We start from the raw sequence: 16235 nt of genomic DNA, 5'->3' as shown, positions 1-16235 counted from the left end.
GGACGCATGCGGTTGACGGTCTTCTGGCAGCAGATGGCGGAACACCTCGGCGAGGGGTACGCCGAGTCCTTCGCCCGTGACCACGTCATGTCCGAACTGGGCGGTCGTACGGTCGACGAGGCGCTGGCGGCGGGCTGGGAGGCCCGGGAGGTGTGGCGGGCCGTCTGCACGGCCATGGGTTTCGCCTACACCGGCGGCGAACCCGGCGAGCGCCGCGCCTGAGCCCGGCGGACGCCCGTGCCCCGGGCCGGCGGCGGGCACGCGGCGCCCGGCGGCCGTGACCTGATCCGGTTGGCCGGTACCGGTACGGAGGCCGCAGGCGCGTTGTCGGCGCGGTACGGGAGACTGGGCCCGTGCCCGCGACACCGAAGTCCTCAGCTCACGGTCGCCGTCCCGAACGCCGTCCGGGTGACCCCCGGTCGCTGCGCATGCCGCGTTGGCTGCCGCGCGCGATGGTGCTGGCCCTCGTGCTGCTCGCCTGCTTCCAGCTCGCGACCTGGGCATTCCACCAGCTCGTCTCGCTGCTGCTGAACGTCCTGATCGCGTTCTTCCTGGCCCTGGCCGTGGAACCGGCGGTGGACTGGCTCGCGGCCCGGCGGATGAGACGGGGACTGGCGACGGGCATCGTCTTCTTCGGCGTGCTGATCGCCGCGATCGGGTTCTTCACCCTGCTGGGATCCCTGCTCGCCGGGCAGGTCACCATGATCGTCCAGGACTTCCCCGACTACCTCGACTCGCTGGTCAGATGGTCGAACAGCACCTTCCACACCCATTTCTCGCGGGTGCAGGTGCAGCAGAACCTGCTGGCCTCCCAGTGGCTGCGGCGGTACCTGCAGAACAGCGCCAACAACGTCCTGGCAATCTCCGCCACCGTCCTCGGGAGCCTCTTCGACCTGCTGACGATCGCCCTCTTCTCGTTCTACTTCGCCGCCGACGGGCCCCGCATGCGGCGGGCGCTGTGCTCGGTGCTGCCGCCGGCCCGGCAGGCGGAGGTGCTGCGGGCCTGGGAGATCGCGGTGACCAAGACCGGCGGCTACCTCTACTCCCGCGGACTCATGGCGCTGATCTCCGGGGTGGCCCACTACGTGCTGCTGCAGGTGCTCGGCGTCCCCTACGCCCCCGCCCTCGGCCTGTGGGTCGGACTGGTCTCGCAGTTCATCCCCACGATCGGCACCTATCTGGCGGGCGCCCTCCCCATCCTGCTGGCGTTCACGGTCAACCCCTGGTACGCGCTCTGGGTCTTCGGCTTCGTCGTGGTCTACCAGCAGTTCGAGAACTACATCCTCCAGCCGCGCATCACCGCCCGGACCGTCGCCATCCACCCCGCGGTCGCCTTCGGGTCCGTGGTCGCCGGCACGGCGCTGATGGGCGTCGTCGGTGCGCTGATCGCCATCCCCGCCACGGCCACCGCGCAGGCCTTCCTGGGCGCCTACGTCCGGCGCTACGCCATCACGGACGAGGCGAGGACGCACGGCAGCCGGGGGAGAGGCGGACGCGGTGGGTCGCTGCTGGACCGGTTGCGCAACGGCCTCGGCGAGGAGGCGCCGGAGGCCCCGCTGGAGGGCCGGCGCAGCGAGGCCCGGGCGCGGGGGGAGGACGAGCGACGGACCGACGAGCAGGAGCGCCGGGGACCGGAGGACCAGGGGCAGGAGGGGCAGGAGCAGCGCGACGACGACCAGGACGAGGGGAACTGGTGACGCCCGCCGGCCAAGGGGAAGAGAGCGCACGGACGCGCCACCGGGTCTGCCGCGCCCCGTGAAGGGCGCCGTGCGGCGGCCGGGGGCCGTCTTCGGGCGGGCGTGGCGAGCTTGACACGAAAATCGAACATCCATTCATATGGAGACCTCCGGTCCCTGCTCTTCCACGGTCTCCTCGGCGTTTCCGCAGGTGGCGGCGGAGGCGCGGGAAGTTTTCCACAGGCCGGACAGTGGTCCGGGCGCGTTGTCAGTGGCAGGCGTTAGCGTCATGGACGTGAAGCGATCGACTCAAGCAAACCGGGTGGAACCCATGGCAGGCACCGACCGCGAGAAGGCGCTGGACGCCGCACTCGCACAGATTGAACGGCAATTCGGCAAGGGCGCCGTGATGCGTCTCGGCGAGCGGCCGAACGAGCCCATCGAGGTCATCCCCACCGGGTCGACCGCTCTGGACGTCGCACTGGGCGTCGGCGGCCTCCCGCGGGGCCGCGTGGTGGAGGTCTACGGTCCGGAGTCCTCCGGCAAGACCACGCTGACCCTGCACGCCGTCGCGAACGCGCAGAAGAACGGCGGCTCGGTCGCCTTCGTCGACGCCGAGCACGCCCTTGACCCCGAGTACGCCAAGAAGCTCGGCGTGGACACCGACTCCCTCATCCTGTCCCAGCCGGACAACGGCGAGCAGGCCCTGGAGATCACGGACATGCTCGTCCGCTCCGGTGCGCTCGACCTCATCGTCATCGACTCCGTGGCCGCCCTGGTGCCGAAGGCGGAGATCGAGGGCGAGATGGGCGACTCGCACGTCGGCCTCCAGGCCCGGCTGATGAGCCAGGCGCTGCGGAAGATCACCAGCGCGCTGAACCAGTCGAAGACGACCGCGATCTTCATCAACCAGCTCCGCGAGAAGATCGGCGTGATGTTCGGCTCCCCGGAGACCACCACCGGTGGCCGGGCGCTGAAGTTCTACGCCTCGGTCCGGATCGACATCCGCCGCATCGAGACCCTCAAGGACGGCACGGAGGCGGTCGGTAACCGCACCCGCTGCAAGGTCGTGAAGAACAAGGTCGCCCCGCCCTTCAAGCAGGCGGAGTTCGACATCCTCTACGGCCAGGGCATCAGCCGCGAGGGTGGGCTGATCGACATGGGCGTCGAGCACGGCTTCATCCGCAAGTCCGGCGCCTGGTACACCTACGAGGGCGACCAGCTCGGGCAGGGCAAGGAGAACGCCCGCAACTTCCTCAAGGACAACCCCGACCTCGCGAACGAGGTCGAGAGGAAGCTCAAGGAGAAGCTCGGCATCGGCGTCAAGCCGCAGGAGCAGGCCGTCGAGGGCACCGAGGAGACGCCGGCGGGTGCGGTAGCCGAGGGTGACGCGGCCAAGTCCGTACCGGCTCCCGCGGCGAAGGCCACCCGAGCGGCCAAGACCGCGGCGGCCAAGAGCTAGCCCGGCATGACCCGGCGGACCGAATGGCCCGAGAGCGAGGGAAGGGCCGACGCCTCTCACATGCCGGATGACGCCTCCGTGGGCACGCTCCCCACGGAGGAAGGACCTGCCTCCGGCTCGTCGAGAGCCGAGCCGGAGGCGCGTACGCCGGACACCCGTACGCCGGAGGAGCAGGCACGGGCCATCTGCCTGCGCCTGCTCACCGGGACTCCCCGGACGCGGAAACAGCTGGCGGACGCACTCCGGAAACGGAACATCCCCGAGGACGCGGCGGAGGAGGTGCTCTCGCGCTTCGAGGAGGTCGGGCTCATCGACGACGCGGCCTTTGCCGGCGCCTGGGTCGAGTCACGGCACCACGGTCGTGGCCTCGCCCGTCGCGCTCTTGCACGGGAGCTGCGCACCAAGGGAGTCGCCGCCGAGGTCGTCGAGGAGGCAGTGGGGCAGCTGGACTCCGACGACGAGGAGCGCACGGCACGCGAGTTGGTCGAACGCAAACTCCGGGCCACTCGTGGCCTGGAGCGCGACAAGCGGCTACGGCGGCTTGCCGGCATGCTCGCCCGCAAGGGCTACCCGGAGGGCATGGCGCTGCGTGTCGTCCGCCGCGCCCTGGAGGAGGAGGGGGAGGACGCGGACCTCGACGGCTGTCTCTTCGACGACTGAGCCCGGCCCGGCCCCGGGCTGCCCCCAAGTCGGAGCGGGGAGTGCAGAGAAACACCTGGCCCCGGACGCAACCGAGGCACAGGAGGAGGCGGGATGGTGAGGCGAGCCCTGAGACACCAACCCTGAGACACCAACCCTGAGACACGAGCCCGGAGACACGAGCCCGGAGACACGAGCAGGGTGAACAAGACGCAGCTCCTGCCCAAGGACCTGCCGACTGGGGTGCGTATGTGGTGGTGATCAATAGGCGGTCCTGTGAGGTGTTGGATCCAGATCATCGAGGCACGAAGGTGGAGGCCGACGAGATGGCTCTCGGGGTCTTGTCGTGTCGGGTGGCGATGCCTTGCCAGGCCTTCAGCTTGTTGATCAGGTGCTCAACGGTGTTCCGCTCCTTGCGGAGGGTCGGCATCGCGACTTACGGACCGACCGCCTGGGAGCCCTCCTTCCTACGGTTGGTGGCCTGGTCCCTCTTCTCCGGGAGCGCTGCCTTGATATGACGTTTCCGCAGATAGACGCGGTTACCCCGGGACGAACAGGCCTTGTCCCCGGCGACCGCGTCGGTCCGGGTGCGGGGACGGCCCATCGGCCTCCGGACCCGCACTGCCTTGAGCACCGGGATGAACTGCGGGCTGTCCGCGGCCTGCCCCGCGCTCAGGCCGAACGCCGACGGGCGGCACTTCCGGTCGGCGGCGAGGTGGACCTTGCTGGTTTGTCCGCCCCTCGAGCGTCCGAGCAGGACAGCTTTCAGTCGCAGCTTGCGCCGACGCTGAATGCATCGTCGTTCTCCCCGCTCGGGGTCGTATTAGGTGTCCTGCCCGTCTTGTTCTTCCGGTCCGCCCCTTTTTTGCCGGGCCTTCCCTCTTCGGCGGCGGCCTTCTCCAGGGCGGTGATGACGCCCTGGTCGAGGTGCATTCCGGCAGCGTCGTGGTGGGCCCGGGTGGTGGTGGAGTCCACGCTGACCAGGGACAAGTCCACCTCACCTCGCTTTGCCGGCTTCCGCGACCAGGCCCTCCAGCAGGGCTTCAAAGGCGCCGGTGTCTCCCCACTGCCGGAAGCGGTTGTGGACGGCCGACCAGGCACCGAACTCCGCTGGCCTCTCCCGCCATGGCCCGCCCGTCCTGAACCGCCACACGCCCTCGAACTGTGCCGCAGCCGCTCGGGGTACCGGCCGAACCGGCCGATCGGCAGACAGGGCTCGATGAACGCCCCTTCCGCGTCCGTCAGTTGCACTCGCGTCACGCAAGAAGATCTACCGGTCCAGGCCCGCCGCGAGGCCGAGTTCCGCAGACTCATCACGATGCGACGCGCGCCCTACAGCCACCCCGAATACTGCAACGACTCCGTGGTGTCCTCGTCGCCTGAAGTGGCCGAGCCGGCACGGCCGGCTTCACGACCAGGCGATCTCGCCATGGTGGGAGACGAAGCGTCCAGTGCCGGCGCCGGGCTCCTCGGTGGCGAGGGCGACGATCGCGTCCGTGCCCTCGGTGACGGTCTGGGGGCCGCTGTGACCGTTGAGGTCGGTCGCGGTGTAGCCGGGGTCGGCGGCGTTGACACGGATGCCCTTGAGTCCCTTGGCGTACTGCGTGGTCAGCATCGTCAGTGCCGCCTTGGAGGAGGTGTACAGCGGCGCGACGACGCGCGACTCGGGCCGGTCGGGGTCGTGGGTCAGGGCGAGGGAGCCCATACCGCTGCTGACGTTGACGATCACGGGGTCGTCCGAGCGGCGCAGCAGCGGCAAGAACGCGGTGGTGGTGCGGATGACGCCGATGACGTTGACGTCGAGGACGGCGCGGGCGTCGGCGGCGGTGAGGTCGCTGGGGTCTCCGACGGGACCGTGGACACCGGCGTTGTTGATCAGGACATCGATCCTGCCCTCATGTTCGGCGACGTTCGCGGCCGCGGCGGCCACGGACGCGTCGTCGGTAACGTCGATGGGGACGTAGCGTGCGCCGAGCGCGGCGGCGGCCTCCTCGCCCTGCTCGCGGTTGCGGGCTCCGACGAGCACGGTGTGGCCGCATTCGGTCAGCCGGCGGGCGGTCTCGCGGCCGAGGCCCTTGTTGGCTCCGGTGATGAAGGTGATCGTCATGCCTTCGATACTGGTCCCGACGAGGGAGGCGGACCAGGGACGCTTCGACGGTGGGAAGACCAGTACCACCCTCGCGCCCACACGCACGACCGGAAATGCAGGAAAATGGAGAGCATGTCGACGACACCCGGAACCGGACTGGGCGCGATGATCCGCACCTGGCGGGACCGGCTGGCTCCGTCGGCCGCCGCGTTGCCGGTTGCCCGCGGGCGCCGGGCTGCCGGGCTGCGGCGCGAGGAACTGGCTGCTCTGGCCGGAGTATCGGTCGACTACATCGTGCGCCTGGAACAGGGGCGGGCCACGACACCCTCAGCGCCGGTGGTGGCGTCCTTGGCGCGCGCCCTGCAGCTGTCCACCGCCGAGCGGGACCATCTGTACCGGCTGGCCCAGCTCGTGCCGCCGGCGAACGGCGCGATCTCTGATCATCTCCCGCCCGGCGTGCGGCGGGTGCTCGCCCGGCTCGGGGACGTGGCGGTTGCCGTGTTCGCGGCGGACTGGCAACTGGTGTGGTGGAACCGTGGGTGGGCCGCCCTGCTGGGCGCGCCCGACGCCTCGCCGCCACGGCTGCGCAACTTCGCCCGCGACAGGTTCCCGGTGGACGCCGGCCCCGCCCGCCTCGCGCTGTGGCCAGTGACCGAGACGGACCGCGACGCCACCGACGCCGCCGTCGTCTCGGACCTGCGCCGCGCCACCGGCCGCTTCCCCCAGGACACCCGCTTGGCCGTGCTGATTCGCGAACTGAACGCGGGCAACAGGAGGTTCGCCGAGCTGTGGGCGGCCGGAGAGGTGGCCGCGCACCGCGAGGACCGCAAGACGATCGACCACCCGTCGGTGGGCCCGATCACGGTGGACTGCGACGTCCTGACCGACGGCGACTCCGAGCGCAAGATCGTCATCATGACCGCCGTGCCCGGCAGCGAGGACGAGAGCAAGCTCAAGCTCACCACCATCGCCGGCCCATCGGCCACCACGAACAACTGATCCGCCCAGCGCATCGATCGACCGGCTGGACGGTCGCGGCGACTGCCGAACCACGATGCCGACCTCCACAAGAAGCGTGACACCGTCGAGCACCTGACCAACAACTGCAGGCCTGCGAGCCATCGCCACCCGATGCGACCAGACTCCCGAGAGCCGTCCCGCCGGCCGCCACCTTCGCGCCTCGATGACAGGTCTTCCCCACCGGCCCTCAGCAGTGCCTGTCGGTCGGGGCCGGCTTCGGTCCCAGCCCGCCCTGTGCCGGGGGGAGGACGGGCAGGCCGGCAGCCCGCCAGGCCTGGAACCCGCCGTCCAGGTCGGTGACGTCCCGCAACCCGAGCTGCCTCAGCGACAGCGCCGCGAGGCTGGAGGCGTAGCCCTCGTTGCAGACGACCACCACGGGTCTCTCCGGGCCGGTCGTCTCGGGCGCACGGTGCGGGCAGGTGGGGTCCAACCGCCACTCCAACTCGTTGCGTTCCACCACGAGCGCTCCGGGCAGCAGTCCGTCGCGTTCTCGCAGGGCGGCGTACCGGATGTCCACCAGCAACCCACCCGACCGCTGGATGGCGAGGGCCTCGGATGGCCGTACTCGGCGCAGTCTCGCCCGGGCCTGCGCGAGGAGGGCGTCCACGGCGCTGGTGGCAGGCTGCGGAGGCACAGTCGGGCCGTTGGGTGCGTTGGGTGCGTTGGGTGCGTTGGGTGCGTTGGGTCCGTCGGGTCGGTCGGCTCCGTCGGGTCCGTGGAGTCCGTCGGGTCCCGTGCTTTCGGCGCGTGTCGGTGGCTGGGCGCAGTCCGGGGGCGTTGCCGGTGACGAGGGCCTGTCCTGGGTCATGTCCACTCCTCGGGCACCTCGACACCGGTCAGGCTGAGCGTCCTCCCGACCCTGTTGTACCGCCGCATCAGGGGGAGCGGCGGATAGTACGCGTGCACGGAGACGGCGTGGGCGTGAGCGGAGGTGTTGGCCACATGATGCACGTGGTGGGGGCCGAACGAACGTCCCAGGCCGCGGCTGAGGGTCCGTTCCCGGTCCACGTCCTCTGCCAGTTCCAGTGAGGTCCAGCCCGAGGTCGGCAGTTGGGCGGCCACCGACTGCTCGTCCAGCACACCCGCCGCGGTGGCGAAGGCTCCCCGCGAACCGCCGTGATCGTGCCAGCCGGTGCCGGTCCCCGGTGGCCAGCCGATGAGCCAGGCTTCACTACCGCCGGGGCCGTCCAGACGTCGCCAAGTCCGGTCGTGGGCATGGAGCGGAAGCGTGGCCACCACAGCCGGGTCGGCCGCCGCTCCCTGTACGAAGGCGAGCAACTCCGACACATCGGGGGCGCCGCCTCCGCTGACGGCAGTGGGCGGGGCGAGGCGCAATTCGGACACGGGTACCTCCTGTTGAGACGGGCGAGACGTAGGGGGCGTGGGTGTGAGTGGGCGGTGTCAGGGACGGGGAGGGCAAGGAGAGGGGGAGGGAAGGCACCGGCAGGCTCGGTCGGACTCCGCCGCCGCCCGCACCTACTGGTCGCTTCAGGCCTGACGGCTCACGGGCCCGGGGCCTCGCGAACCCGCGGTTCCGTGAGGCCCCGAGCAGAGAGGGCACAAACGGCGTGCGGTGCGGGGGCAAGGGCCCGGTGCGCAGACGGCTGGTGCCTCAAGTGCCTCGTGCGCGCGCCGGTGTTCGCCCGCTTTCCCTTGCTCGTCAGTGTGCGCCGGACCGGGCGTCGGCCCCCTGTGCGGGTGAAGGCTCAGCCCTCCACGTCCCCGCACCGGTACCCCGCGCTGCAGGATGCGTGAGGTGCCCAGCGCTGCGCAGAACTGCCCCGGCCCCCGGCCGTCCGAGATGCTTCGGCTACTCGCGGCACGAGGTGGGGCGGCCGCACCTCTCGTCAGGACACGAGCCACCACGGCTTGCGTGGTTCGTGCAGCCCGTCCCCGTGTACCGCGGGACTCGGCGGCACCTCACCCGGGGCCCGGCTCTGCCCGCCACCGCGCCGGACCGTCACCCGGACCTCACGCCGAAACGTCACCCGGACCACACGCCGGAACGTCCCGCGGAGCCGTCCCGCTGGCCGACCCACAGGACGGTCTGCGGTCCGGTCATCCGGCAGGAGCGGTGGCGAGGGCGGAGCGGTAGGAGACGGCTTCGGCGACCGGAGTGGGACGGCGGCCCGGTGGCCCCGAGCCCGGTGGTCGCGCGCCCGGTGGTCCCGAGCGGCGGTCCCGGGTGCGGGAGCACAGGTGGGAGGGAGGCCGGCCACTGCTGTCGTCAGCAGGCGTACACGCGCGGCGGTCGTGACAGACGGTCGGCCTTCCCTCGCCCCGGACGCAGCCGCGCCAACGGAAGGGCCGTGCACCACGGACCGGGGACAGCCGACGACGGGGACACGCAGCGGTGTCCGGAACGCCCGGCGTCAGGAGGACGAACAGACGTAGCCCGCGAAGCGGACCAGGTCGACATGGACCCTCCGCCACAACCGCGAACCAGTAATCATCCTCATGGCGCGCAGTCAAACACGAGTCGACGCAACCGGGCAACAGCCGTCCAGGGGGCGGGAGGAGCCGTGCGGGTGCAGGAGGGCGGCATCCCGCGCCTCCCTCCGCCAAGGCCCCACGCCGGCGCGATGCGGCGAGTACGCCCGCGTGCCTGACGACGACTGCTCCGTCCCGCACGCCACCTCCACCTCTCACCCACCGCAGCCCCCTCCACTCCCGGCCCGCGCCACCACCCCGCCTGCTCGCCGGGCAAGCCGGGCAAGCCAAGCAAGCCAGGCAAGGCGGGCAAGCCAGGCAAGGCGGGAGAGGGCAGGGGACGGGCGGCGGGGCGCCAGGGGCGGCGGAGTCGGTCAGGGCCTGGCTGCGGGGCGGCGGGCCACCCAGGTCTGGCGTGTGGAACGCACCACGAGGTCCTCGCGCTGGCGCACGTCCTGCAGGCCGCCGCCGAGCAGGGTGTCGAGGGCGGACAGGTCGGCGGGGGCCACCCTGCCGTCGAGGGCGTCGCGGAGGCGGCTCAGTACGAGGTGCGCGTAACGTCCGGTACCGGCGGGCAGTGGGGCGCGCAGTTCCAGCTCGTCGGTGTGTTCCCGCTCGACGTCGAAGCCGGCGGCGGTCAGCAGCGCGCCCCAGTCGGCGCCCAGGTGCGGCAATTGTTCGGCGAGCAGGGCGGTCAGGGCCGCGCGGCAGCGGATCTCCAGGCCGGGGCGGTCGGCGACGGCGTCCTCGGGGAGGAACCGCGGCATGCCGTCCATCTCCGCGACCGCCAGCAGGCCACCGGGGCGCAGCGCGGCGCGGACGCCGGTGAGAGCCGCGGCGGGATCGTCGACGTGGTGCAGGGAGGCCGACGCCCAGACCAGGTCGACGTCTGCGAGGCCGGGCAGGCCTGCGCCTGCGTCCGTGTGCAGAGGGCGTACGCGGTCGGCCAGGCCCTTCGCCCGGGCGGTCGCCATGAGGCGGGTGAGCATCTCGGCGGAGCTGTCGACAGCGGTGACCCGGGCGGCAGGGAACCGCGCCAGCAGCGCGAAGGTGCCCGTTCCGGTGCCTGCACCGAGGTCGACGATGTGCATGACGCCTTCCCCGGCCGCCGCGGCGAGGCGGCCGGTCACGGAGGTCAGGTGGTCAGCGAACAGTTCGGCGTCGAGGTCGAGCACCTCGGCAAGGTCGGCCCCGGGGTCCGAGGAGGTGCCGTGCGAGTGGCCCGCCTGCTGACCGTGGACATGGTCCTGACCGTGGGCGTGGGTGTGTGGTGCTCTGGGGTGGTGTGCGGGGTGTGCCATGAGGGCGACCCTACGAACGTCTTGCCCTTTGCGCATAAGCTCTTGCCCATGACGCAAGACGGTGACGGGGTCGACAGCCTCGTACGCAAGCGGATCCGGGCGCTGCGGGCCGCGCACGGCTGGTCGCTCGACGATCTGGCCGATCGGTGCCACCTCAGCCCCTCCACGCTCAGCAGGATCGAGACCGGACAGCGCAGGATCGCCCTCGACCAGCTGACCGCCATCGCCCGGGCCCTGAGCACCTCGCTGGACCAACTCGTCGAGACCGCCGCCGAGGATGTCATTTCCCAGCCCACCTACGACGCGGCGCGCGGCCTGACGCAGTGGACGGTGCGTGGCGATCCGGGCGTCACCGTGGCGCGGATGCGGCTGACCGAGCCACCCCCGGAAGGCCCCGCGGCACTCAAGGCGCACCCGGGCCGGGAATGGTTCACGGTGCTGTCCGGCACGGCCGTGCTGTTGCTCGGGGAGCGGCGGCTGCGGGTCGAGGAGGGACAGGCGGCGGAGTTCCCCACCATGCTCCCGCACGCGGTGGGCGCCGTCGGTGGCCCTGCCGAGATCCTGGGGATCTTCGACCGTGAGGGGCGCCGGACCCACCTGCGTGAGCGCCGGTCCGAGGGCTGAGCCCGGCACCGACCGCTGAGGCCACCTTCGAGGGCTGAGACGGCCTCGAGGGCTCTGAGGCTGCGGTCACCGTCAAGGGCTGTGAGCAGCTGCTGTCGTCCTGCTTCTGAGAGGCGGGCCCCTCGGCGATACTGCCGGTCATGGAGCTGCGTGGGGACAGGGTTGTGCTGCGACCGGTGGCGGACGGCGATGCCGAGGTCCTCGGCAGGATCGTGCGGGAGCCGGAAGTCGCGGCGTGGTGGTCGCCTCCGGAGGACTTCCGGGGCAAGCTCGCCGTGGTCTTCGCGGGCGAGGTGATCGGGGCGATCCAGTTCGCGGAAGAGACCGACCCCGAGTTCCGTCGAGCCGGCATCGACGTCTTCCTGACGGCGCGGTACCACGGTCAGGGGCTCGGTACCGATGCCGTGCGCACGTTGGCCCGGTGGCTGGTGCAGGAACGCGGTCACCACCGGCTGACCATTGATCCCGCCGCCGCCAACACCGCGGCGATCCGTAGCTACCGCAAGGTCGGGTTCAGACCGGTCGGGACCATGCGGGCGTACTGGCGGAACCACCGGACGGGTCTCTGGCAGGACGGGCTGCTCATGGACCTGCTCGCTGAGGAGCTCACCTGACCGGGGCGTTCCCGAGCGCAGCCCGAAGCGCCGGCCTCTCGAACGCAGGACCGGCGCGGGTCGCACTGCGAGCGCGGTGGAGGGCACCGGGGGAACGGCGCGGTACAGGTCGATCCCTACCCCTTGGGTCCGTGCGCGGCGCAGGGCGGTGTCTGTTCCTTGGGTCCGTGCGCGGCGCAGGGCGGTGCCTACTCCCCGTGTCCTTCGGGCGGTCGCGGGCGGGAGGACGGTCCTCTCGCCGCCCCGGCCGGGAGCGCGGAGAGGCCTCCGGGGCCGGCCTCCAGCGCCCGGGTGCCCTCGGCCCCGGTCACGCCCCGCCACACCAGGCCTGCGGCGTCCCGCAGTTGCGCCGAGTTGACGCCGTCCACCGCGCACACCAGTCGGCCGTCGGGCCTCACCACCAGCACGGTGTGGGCGACCGTCCCCGGGTACGCCTCGGCCACCAGGACCTCGGCCGGCACCGCCAGGTCCGCCACGACGGCGTTGAGCTGCGGCATGACCCCGGCCGACATCCAGTGGCGCTGGTCCCAGACGGCGGTGCCGGGTGCGACCAGCACCACCAGCAGACGATGGCCCAGCCGGTCGTGGAGGCGTACCCGCGAACCGTCCGGTGCGGTGACGGGCACGTCCGTGGTGAGAGCACCGGGCGGTGTGGCACAGGCGGCCGGCACCGGTGTCCGCTGCCCCCCGCCCCGGCGACCGCCCGGGCCGCCCTCCGGGGTCAGCGGCGAGCCCGTGTACTGCGGTGTCCCGCCGGCCGGGCCACGCCCCAGGTGCCCGTCGGCCAGCAGCGCCAGGGGGCCCGTGCCCGCCTTGGGCAGGAGCCGGCGCAGGCCGGCCCCCTGCACACCGTCGCGCAGCAGCGGAAGCACCTGGTCCGCGGCGCGCAACCGGGCGGCCACCGAGCCGCGACGCTCGTGCTGGTAGCTGTCGAGCAGGGCCTCGTCCGGACCGTGGTGCCAGCACCACGCCAGCTTCCACGCCAGGTTCTCCGCGTCCCGGAACCCCTCGTCCAGACCGTGCGTCCCGAGTGCCCCCAACAGGTGGGCGGCGTCCCCGGCCAGGAAGACCCGCTCCCGGCGCCAGGCCAGCGCGAGACGGTGGTGGACCGTGTGGACACCCGTGTCGAGCAGCTCGTACGGCACCTCCGTGGTCGCGGCAGAGGACCGGTCGTGACGATCATGTGCCGCCTCCGCGGCCCAGTCCGCCAGCGCCTCCCGGACCCGCGTGAGCAGCGCCTGCGGAGTGACGAGGTCACGGCCGGGCGGCAGCAGCCAGTCGAGCCGCCACACGCCGTCCGGCAGCGGACGGGCCGTCACCTCGGTGTCCCGGGCGGCGGCGTCGCGTCGGCGGGGGAAGCGGTGCAGCACCGCTTCGCCGGGCCAGGGCAGCTCGCAGCGGAGCGCCGCCACCGCGTGCCGCTCGACAGCGGTGCGGCCCGGGAACCGGACCCCGAGCAGCTTGCGAACCAGGGACCGTGCTCCGTCACAGCCCACCAGGTAACTACCGTGCCATTCCGCCGGGTTGCCCGGGGTGGCGCCCTGGGTGGTCAACCGGACGCCTGAGGCATCCTGGTCCAGCCGTGCTGCCCGCGCCCCGGTGACCAGGCGTGCGGCCGGCTCCTGCGCCAGCGCGGAGCGGAGCGCCGAGGTCAGGGCATGCTGGGGTACGTGCAGCGGAGAGGGCAACGAGTCGTCGAAGGGCACCCGCTCCATGAGCCGGGTCCGGCGCAGTGTCCGCAGGGCCGTCCAGCGGCAGCCCGCGGCGGCCATCGCCGGTCCGCAGCCCAGCCTCGTCAGGTGGTCGACGGTGTCGCTGCCCAGTACCACGGAGCGGGCGAGCCGGGCCGGTTCCTCCTCGGTCTCCTGCTCCACCACCACGACCGGGACTCCGGCGCGGGCAAGGGAGAGCGAGAGGGCCAGCCCCACGGGCCCCGCCCCCACGACGATCACCGGGTTCACCGCCGCGCTCCCGCTCCCTGATCGCGGTCACGGCCTCCGGCCGCGCGGACGCGTCCGTCGCCGCGTCCGTCGCGGGGCGCGCCGCACGGCGCGAGAGGGGCCCGGTACATGATCACACAGAGTATGCAACCCACTGCGAGCCCTCACGTCAAGCGACGAGGTGGCCGCACCCCTCTCCACCCCGCCCCCTGACGGTTTTCCGCCTCACCACCGACCGGTTTCAGCCCCGCCGTTCGCTCCTGTGCCCTGCGGGCTCGAACGGCCCGCGGGCTGTTCGCCGCGGGCTGTCCGTTTGCGGCTTGCGAGGTGCGGGTTGAGTGAGCGGCGGCCCGGCGGCCCGGCGGGTTGCGGGTTCGGACCAAGGGCCGGGGGAACTTCGGCTGCGGACTCCGGCGGCGCGGGCCCAGTGCCCCACGCTGCCGGAGTCCGCCGCGGTCAACCAGCCGGTGACTCTCAGCTTTCCGAGGTGCCCGGGGCCGCCGGACCCCCGGGGCCCGCACCGCCGTCCTTCGCCAACCCCCCGTCGGCAGGGCCGGGCAGGTCCTCCGCGCTGCGGGCGGCGGGCACGCTGTCCGCCCCACCCCCGGCCGGAGCCGCCCCGGCCGCCACCGACCCGCCGGCCGGCGGACCCGCGTCCGGTCCGGCCGGGCCCACCAGGACGGGGGCCGCCGTGGTCGCCAGCGCGTCCGGCGCCTCCGCGGGCTCGACCGCGCCGGCCACCTTGATGCCGGTGCGGGCCCGACGCCCGCGCTTCTCGATCCAGGTGGCCAGGGCCGAGAGCAGGAGGCACATGGTGATGTAGATGGCACCCGTCACGATGACCACGGGAATGTACGTGTCGTGCCCGTCCACGGTGATGTTGGTGCTCATCTGGCGTGCACCGTAGAGGAGTTCCTCGAAGCCGACGATGTAGCCCAGCGAGGTGTCCTTCAGCGTCACCACCAGCTGGCTGATGATGGTCGGCAGCATCGCGCGCACCGCCTGCGGCATCAGCACGGTCGTCATGACCTGCGTCTTGCTCATGCCCAGCGCGAAGGCCGCCTCCCGCTGCCCCTTGGGCACGGAGTTGACGCCGGCCCGCAGGACCTCCGCCTGCACCGAGCCGTTGTAGACCGTCAGCCCGACGACCAGGGCCCAGAACTGCGGCTGCTCACCGGTCAGTCCGAGGGGCTCGCTGAAGCTCAGGATGAGGACCCACAGGACGTAGACGGTGACCAGCAGCGGGATGGCGCGGAAGAGCTCGACGAAGCCCGTGCCGAACCAGCGCAGCGCCGCGTGGTCGGAGAGCCTGGCCACGGCCAGCAGCAGACCGAGCACCAGGGAGAGCGCACCGGCGATCGCGAAGGTCTCCAGCGTCGTCAGCAGGCCGTCGCGGATGGTGTTCTGCACCCCCGCGTACTCGAAGATCTCCCACAGGCCCGGGTTGAACTGCCCCTGCGCCGCCAGGCGGATGACGACGTAGGCGACGAAGCCGACGACCAGCACCGTCCCGAGCACGCTGTAGACCCGGTTGCGGGCCCGGCCACGGGGCCCCGCCGCGTCGTACAGGACGCTGGCACTCGAACTCGACGTCATCCCCGCCACCTCGTCTCCGGGCGCGCCGTCCGCGCGCGGTGTCCTACCCGTCCCTGCCCGACGCCCCGGAGCCGCCCGGGGCCGCCCCGCCTCATCGCGCGAGCCCCATCCGCCGCTCCGCCAGCCGGAACAGGCCGCTGACGGCGAAGGTGATCACCAGATAGGCGATCGCGGTCCACAGGAAGATCCAGCCGATGGCGTAACCGCGGTCGCTCTGCAGCTTGGCGAAGCTGAACAGGCCGGGCACGCTGAAGGCGCCCGCGATCGCCGAGTTCTTCGTCAGCGCGATGATGATGCTGCTGAGCGGGGGAAGCACCACCCGGGTGGCCTGCGGCAGGACGATCAGCCGCAGCGTCTGCGAGAACGTCATGCCGATGCTGCGTGCCGCCTCGGCCTGGCCGACGGGCACCGTGCTGATCCCCGAGCGCACCGCCTCGCAGACGAACGAGGACGTGTAGAAGCCGAGCGCCAGGGTGCCCAGCAGGAAGGGGCTGGAGCCGGGCAGCAGGATCTGCGGCACGACGAAGAAGAAGATCAGGAACAGCAGGGTCAGCGGGGTGTTGCGCAGCAGCGTGACCCACGCCGTGCCGAAGGCGCGCAGCGGCGGCACCGGTGACACGCGGAAACCGGCTATCAGCACACCGAGGACCAGGGCGAGCACCGCGCTGGCCAGCGTGATCCACACGGTCCCGAGGAACCCTTCGCGGAACTCGGGCAGGTGGTCGAGGAGTACGTTCATGGGGTCTCCGCGGTAGCGGTCTGGAAGGCGGGTGGGCGGTGCCCGGCAGCGGTCGGGGGCGGCCGTGCCGACGAGGGGCGACGGGCCGGAAGCCGGCCGGTGCCA

General features: G+C 72.0%; 15 protein-coding genes and 1 pseudogene. 7 read left to right on the top strand and 9 right to left on the bottom strand.

The features are described 5' to 3' along the window. The first annotated feature begins 6 nt into the window (after positions 1-6). The 4 genes from ACFV3R_RS20090 (at position 7) to recX (ending at position 3798) form a co-directional block, all read left to right on the top strand. Entirely contained in the window at positions 7-222 is a 216-nt protein-coding gene (locus ACFV3R_RS20090) for a DUF3046 domain-containing protein (protein WP_385584446.1), read from the top strand. 206 nt (positions 223-428) lie between these two features. Next, positions 429-1697 (top strand): AI-2E family transporter, encoded by a 1269-nt coding sequence (locus ACFV3R_RS20085; protein ID WP_385584531.1) that lies wholly within the window; start codon positions 429-431, stop codon positions 1695-1697. 310 nt (positions 1698-2007) lie between these two features. Further along, positions 2008-3138: a recombinase RecA gene (recA, locus tag ACFV3R_RS20080; RefSeq protein WP_385584443.1), complete on the top strand. Its 1131-nt coding sequence runs from the start codon at positions 2008-2010 to the stop codon at positions 3136-3138. Positions 3139-3198: 60 nt separating this feature from the next. Further along, complete coding sequence (recX, locus tag ACFV3R_RS20075; RefSeq protein WP_385584439.1) at positions 3199-3798, top strand: recombination regulator RecX; 600 nt, start codon at positions 3199-3201, stop codon at positions 3796-3798. 257 nt (positions 3799-4055) lie between these two features. Here recX and ACFV3R_RS20070 read toward each other — a convergent pair. Together ACFV3R_RS20070 and ACFV3R_RS20065 are read right to left on the bottom strand one after the other, a co-directional pair. After that, positions 4056-5037: pseudogene (locus ACFV3R_RS20070) on the bottom strand (IS5 family transposase); the annotation flags it as partial. A 148-nt stretch (positions 5038-5185) separates the two neighbouring features. Then, the gene (locus ACFV3R_RS20065) at positions 5186-5884 is read right to left on the bottom strand and encodes an SDR family NAD(P)-dependent oxidoreductase (protein WP_385584437.1); all 699 of its coding nucleotides are present in this window, start codon (positions 5882-5884) and stop codon (positions 5186-5188) included. A gap of 114 nt (positions 5885-5998) precedes the next feature. On the opposite strand from ACFV3R_RS20065, the gene ACFV3R_RS20060 reads away from it, so the two are divergent. Continuing rightward, positions 5999-6865, top strand: coding sequence for a helix-turn-helix transcriptional regulator (locus ACFV3R_RS20060; protein ID WP_385584434.1), 867 nt, complete (start codon positions 5999-6001; stop codon positions 6863-6865). Positions 6866-7073: 208 nt separating this feature from the next. On the opposite strand, the gene ACFV3R_RS20055 is transcribed toward ACFV3R_RS20060, so the two are convergent. From ACFV3R_RS20055 to ACFV3R_RS20040, 4 genes are all read right to left on the bottom strand, one after another. After that, entirely contained in the window at positions 7074-7520 is a 447-nt protein-coding gene (locus ACFV3R_RS20055; RefSeq protein ID WP_385584431.1) for a rhodanese-like domain-containing protein, read from the bottom strand. Between the two features lie 170 nt (positions 7521-7690). Further along, on the bottom strand, positions 7691-8230 hold the full coding sequence (locus ACFV3R_RS20050; RefSeq protein WP_385584428.1) for a cysteine dioxygenase: 540 nt from the start codon (positions 8228-8230) through the stop codon (positions 7691-7693). Between the two features lie 1028 nt (positions 8231-9258). Then, entirely contained in the window at positions 9259-9339 is an 81-nt protein-coding gene (locus tag ACFV3R_RS20045) for a putative leader peptide (protein WP_385584528.1), read from the bottom strand. 351 nt (positions 9340-9690) lie between these two features. Then, entirely contained in the window at positions 9691-10617 is a 927-nt protein-coding gene (locus ACFV3R_RS20040) for a class I SAM-dependent methyltransferase (protein ID WP_385584424.1), read from the bottom strand. A 48-nt stretch (positions 10618-10665) separates the two neighbouring features. On the opposite strand from ACFV3R_RS20040, the gene ACFV3R_RS20035 reads away from it, so the two are divergent. Both ACFV3R_RS20035 and aac(6') read left to right on the top strand, forming a co-directional pair. Further along, on the top strand, positions 10666-11241 hold the full coding sequence (locus ACFV3R_RS20035) for a helix-turn-helix domain-containing protein (RefSeq protein WP_385584421.1): 576 nt from the start codon (positions 10666-10668) through the stop codon (positions 11239-11241). 140 nt (positions 11242-11381) lie between these two features. Further along, positions 11382-11855, top strand: coding sequence for an aminoglycoside 6'-N-acetyltransferase (gene aac(6') / locus ACFV3R_RS20030; RefSeq protein WP_385584418.1), 474 nt, complete (start codon positions 11382-11384; stop codon positions 11853-11855). Positions 11856-12043: 188 nt separating this feature from the next. Here the strand turns inward: aac(6') and ACFV3R_RS20025 are convergent, their stop codons facing one another. The 3 genes from ACFV3R_RS20025 to ACFV3R_RS20015 form a co-directional block, all read right to left on the bottom strand. Continuing rightward, positions 12044-13816: an FAD-dependent monooxygenase gene (locus tag ACFV3R_RS20025; RefSeq protein ID WP_385584415.1), complete on the bottom strand. Its 1773-nt coding sequence runs from the start codon at positions 13814-13816 to the stop codon at positions 12044-12046. Positions 13817-14269: 453 nt separating this feature from the next. Beyond that, on the bottom strand, positions 14270-15391 hold the full coding sequence (locus ACFV3R_RS20020) for an amino acid ABC transporter permease (RefSeq protein WP_385584412.1): 1122 nt from the start codon (positions 15389-15391) through the stop codon (positions 14270-14272). Between the two features lie 91 nt (positions 15392-15482). Beyond that, positions 15483-16130 (bottom strand): amino acid ABC transporter permease, encoded by a 648-nt coding sequence (locus tag ACFV3R_RS20015; RefSeq protein ID WP_385584409.1) that lies wholly within the window; start codon positions 16128-16130, stop codon positions 15483-15485. Positions 16131-16235 lie beyond the last annotated feature (105 nt).

Origin of the sequence: Streptomyces sp. NPDC059740 (genome assembly GCF_042733155.1) — a bacterium.
Classification (GTDB): domain Bacteria; phylum Actinomycetota; class Actinomycetes; order Streptomycetales; family Streptomycetaceae; genus Streptomyces.
This window is presented reverse-complemented; position numbering and strand designations above follow the sequence as displayed.

What these genes read in the sequence shown, in the direction of transcription:
- ACFV3R_RS20090 (WP_385584446.1), top strand. Translation starts at nt 7, where the DNA reads ATGCGGTTGACGGTCTTCTGGCAGCAGATGGCGGAACACCTCGGCGAG.
- ACFV3R_RS20015 (WP_385584409.1), bottom strand. Translation starts at nt 16,130, where the DNA reads ATGAACGTACTCCTCGACCACCTGCCCGAGTTCCGCGAAGGGTTCCTC.
- ACFV3R_RS20085 (WP_385584531.1), top strand. Translation starts at nt 429, where the DNA reads ATGCCGCGTTGGCTGCCGCGCGCGATGGTGCTGGCCCTCGTGCTGCTC.
- ACFV3R_RS20065 (WP_385584437.1), bottom strand. Translation starts at nt 5,884, where the DNA reads ATGACGATCACCTTCATCACCGGAGCCAACAAGGGCCTCGGCCGCGAG.
- ACFV3R_RS20020 (WP_385584412.1), bottom strand. Translation starts at nt 15,391, where the DNA reads ATGACGTCGAGTTCGAGTGCCAGCGTCCTGTACGACGCGGCGGGGCCC.
- ACFV3R_RS20035 (WP_385584421.1), top strand. Translation starts at nt 10,666, where the DNA reads ATGACGCAAGACGGTGACGGGGTCGACAGCCTCGTACGCAAGCGGATC.
- ACFV3R_RS20060 (WP_385584434.1), top strand. Translation starts at nt 5,999, where the DNA reads ATGTCGACGACACCCGGAACCGGACTGGGCGCGATGATCCGCACCTGG.
- recX (WP_385584439.1), top strand. Translation starts at nt 3,199, where the DNA reads ATGCCGGATGACGCCTCCGTGGGCACGCTCCCCACGGAGGAAGGACCT.
- ACFV3R_RS20040 (WP_385584424.1), bottom strand. Translation starts at nt 10,617, where the DNA reads ATGGCACACCCCGCACACCACCCCAGAGCACCACACACCCACGCCCAC.
- ACFV3R_RS20045 (WP_385584528.1), bottom strand. Translation starts at nt 9,339, where the DNA reads ATGATTACTGGTTCGCGGTTGTGGCGGAGGGTCCATGTCGACCTGGTC.
- recA (WP_385584443.1), top strand. Translation starts at nt 2,008, where the DNA reads ATGGCAGGCACCGACCGCGAGAAGGCGCTGGACGCCGCACTCGCACAG.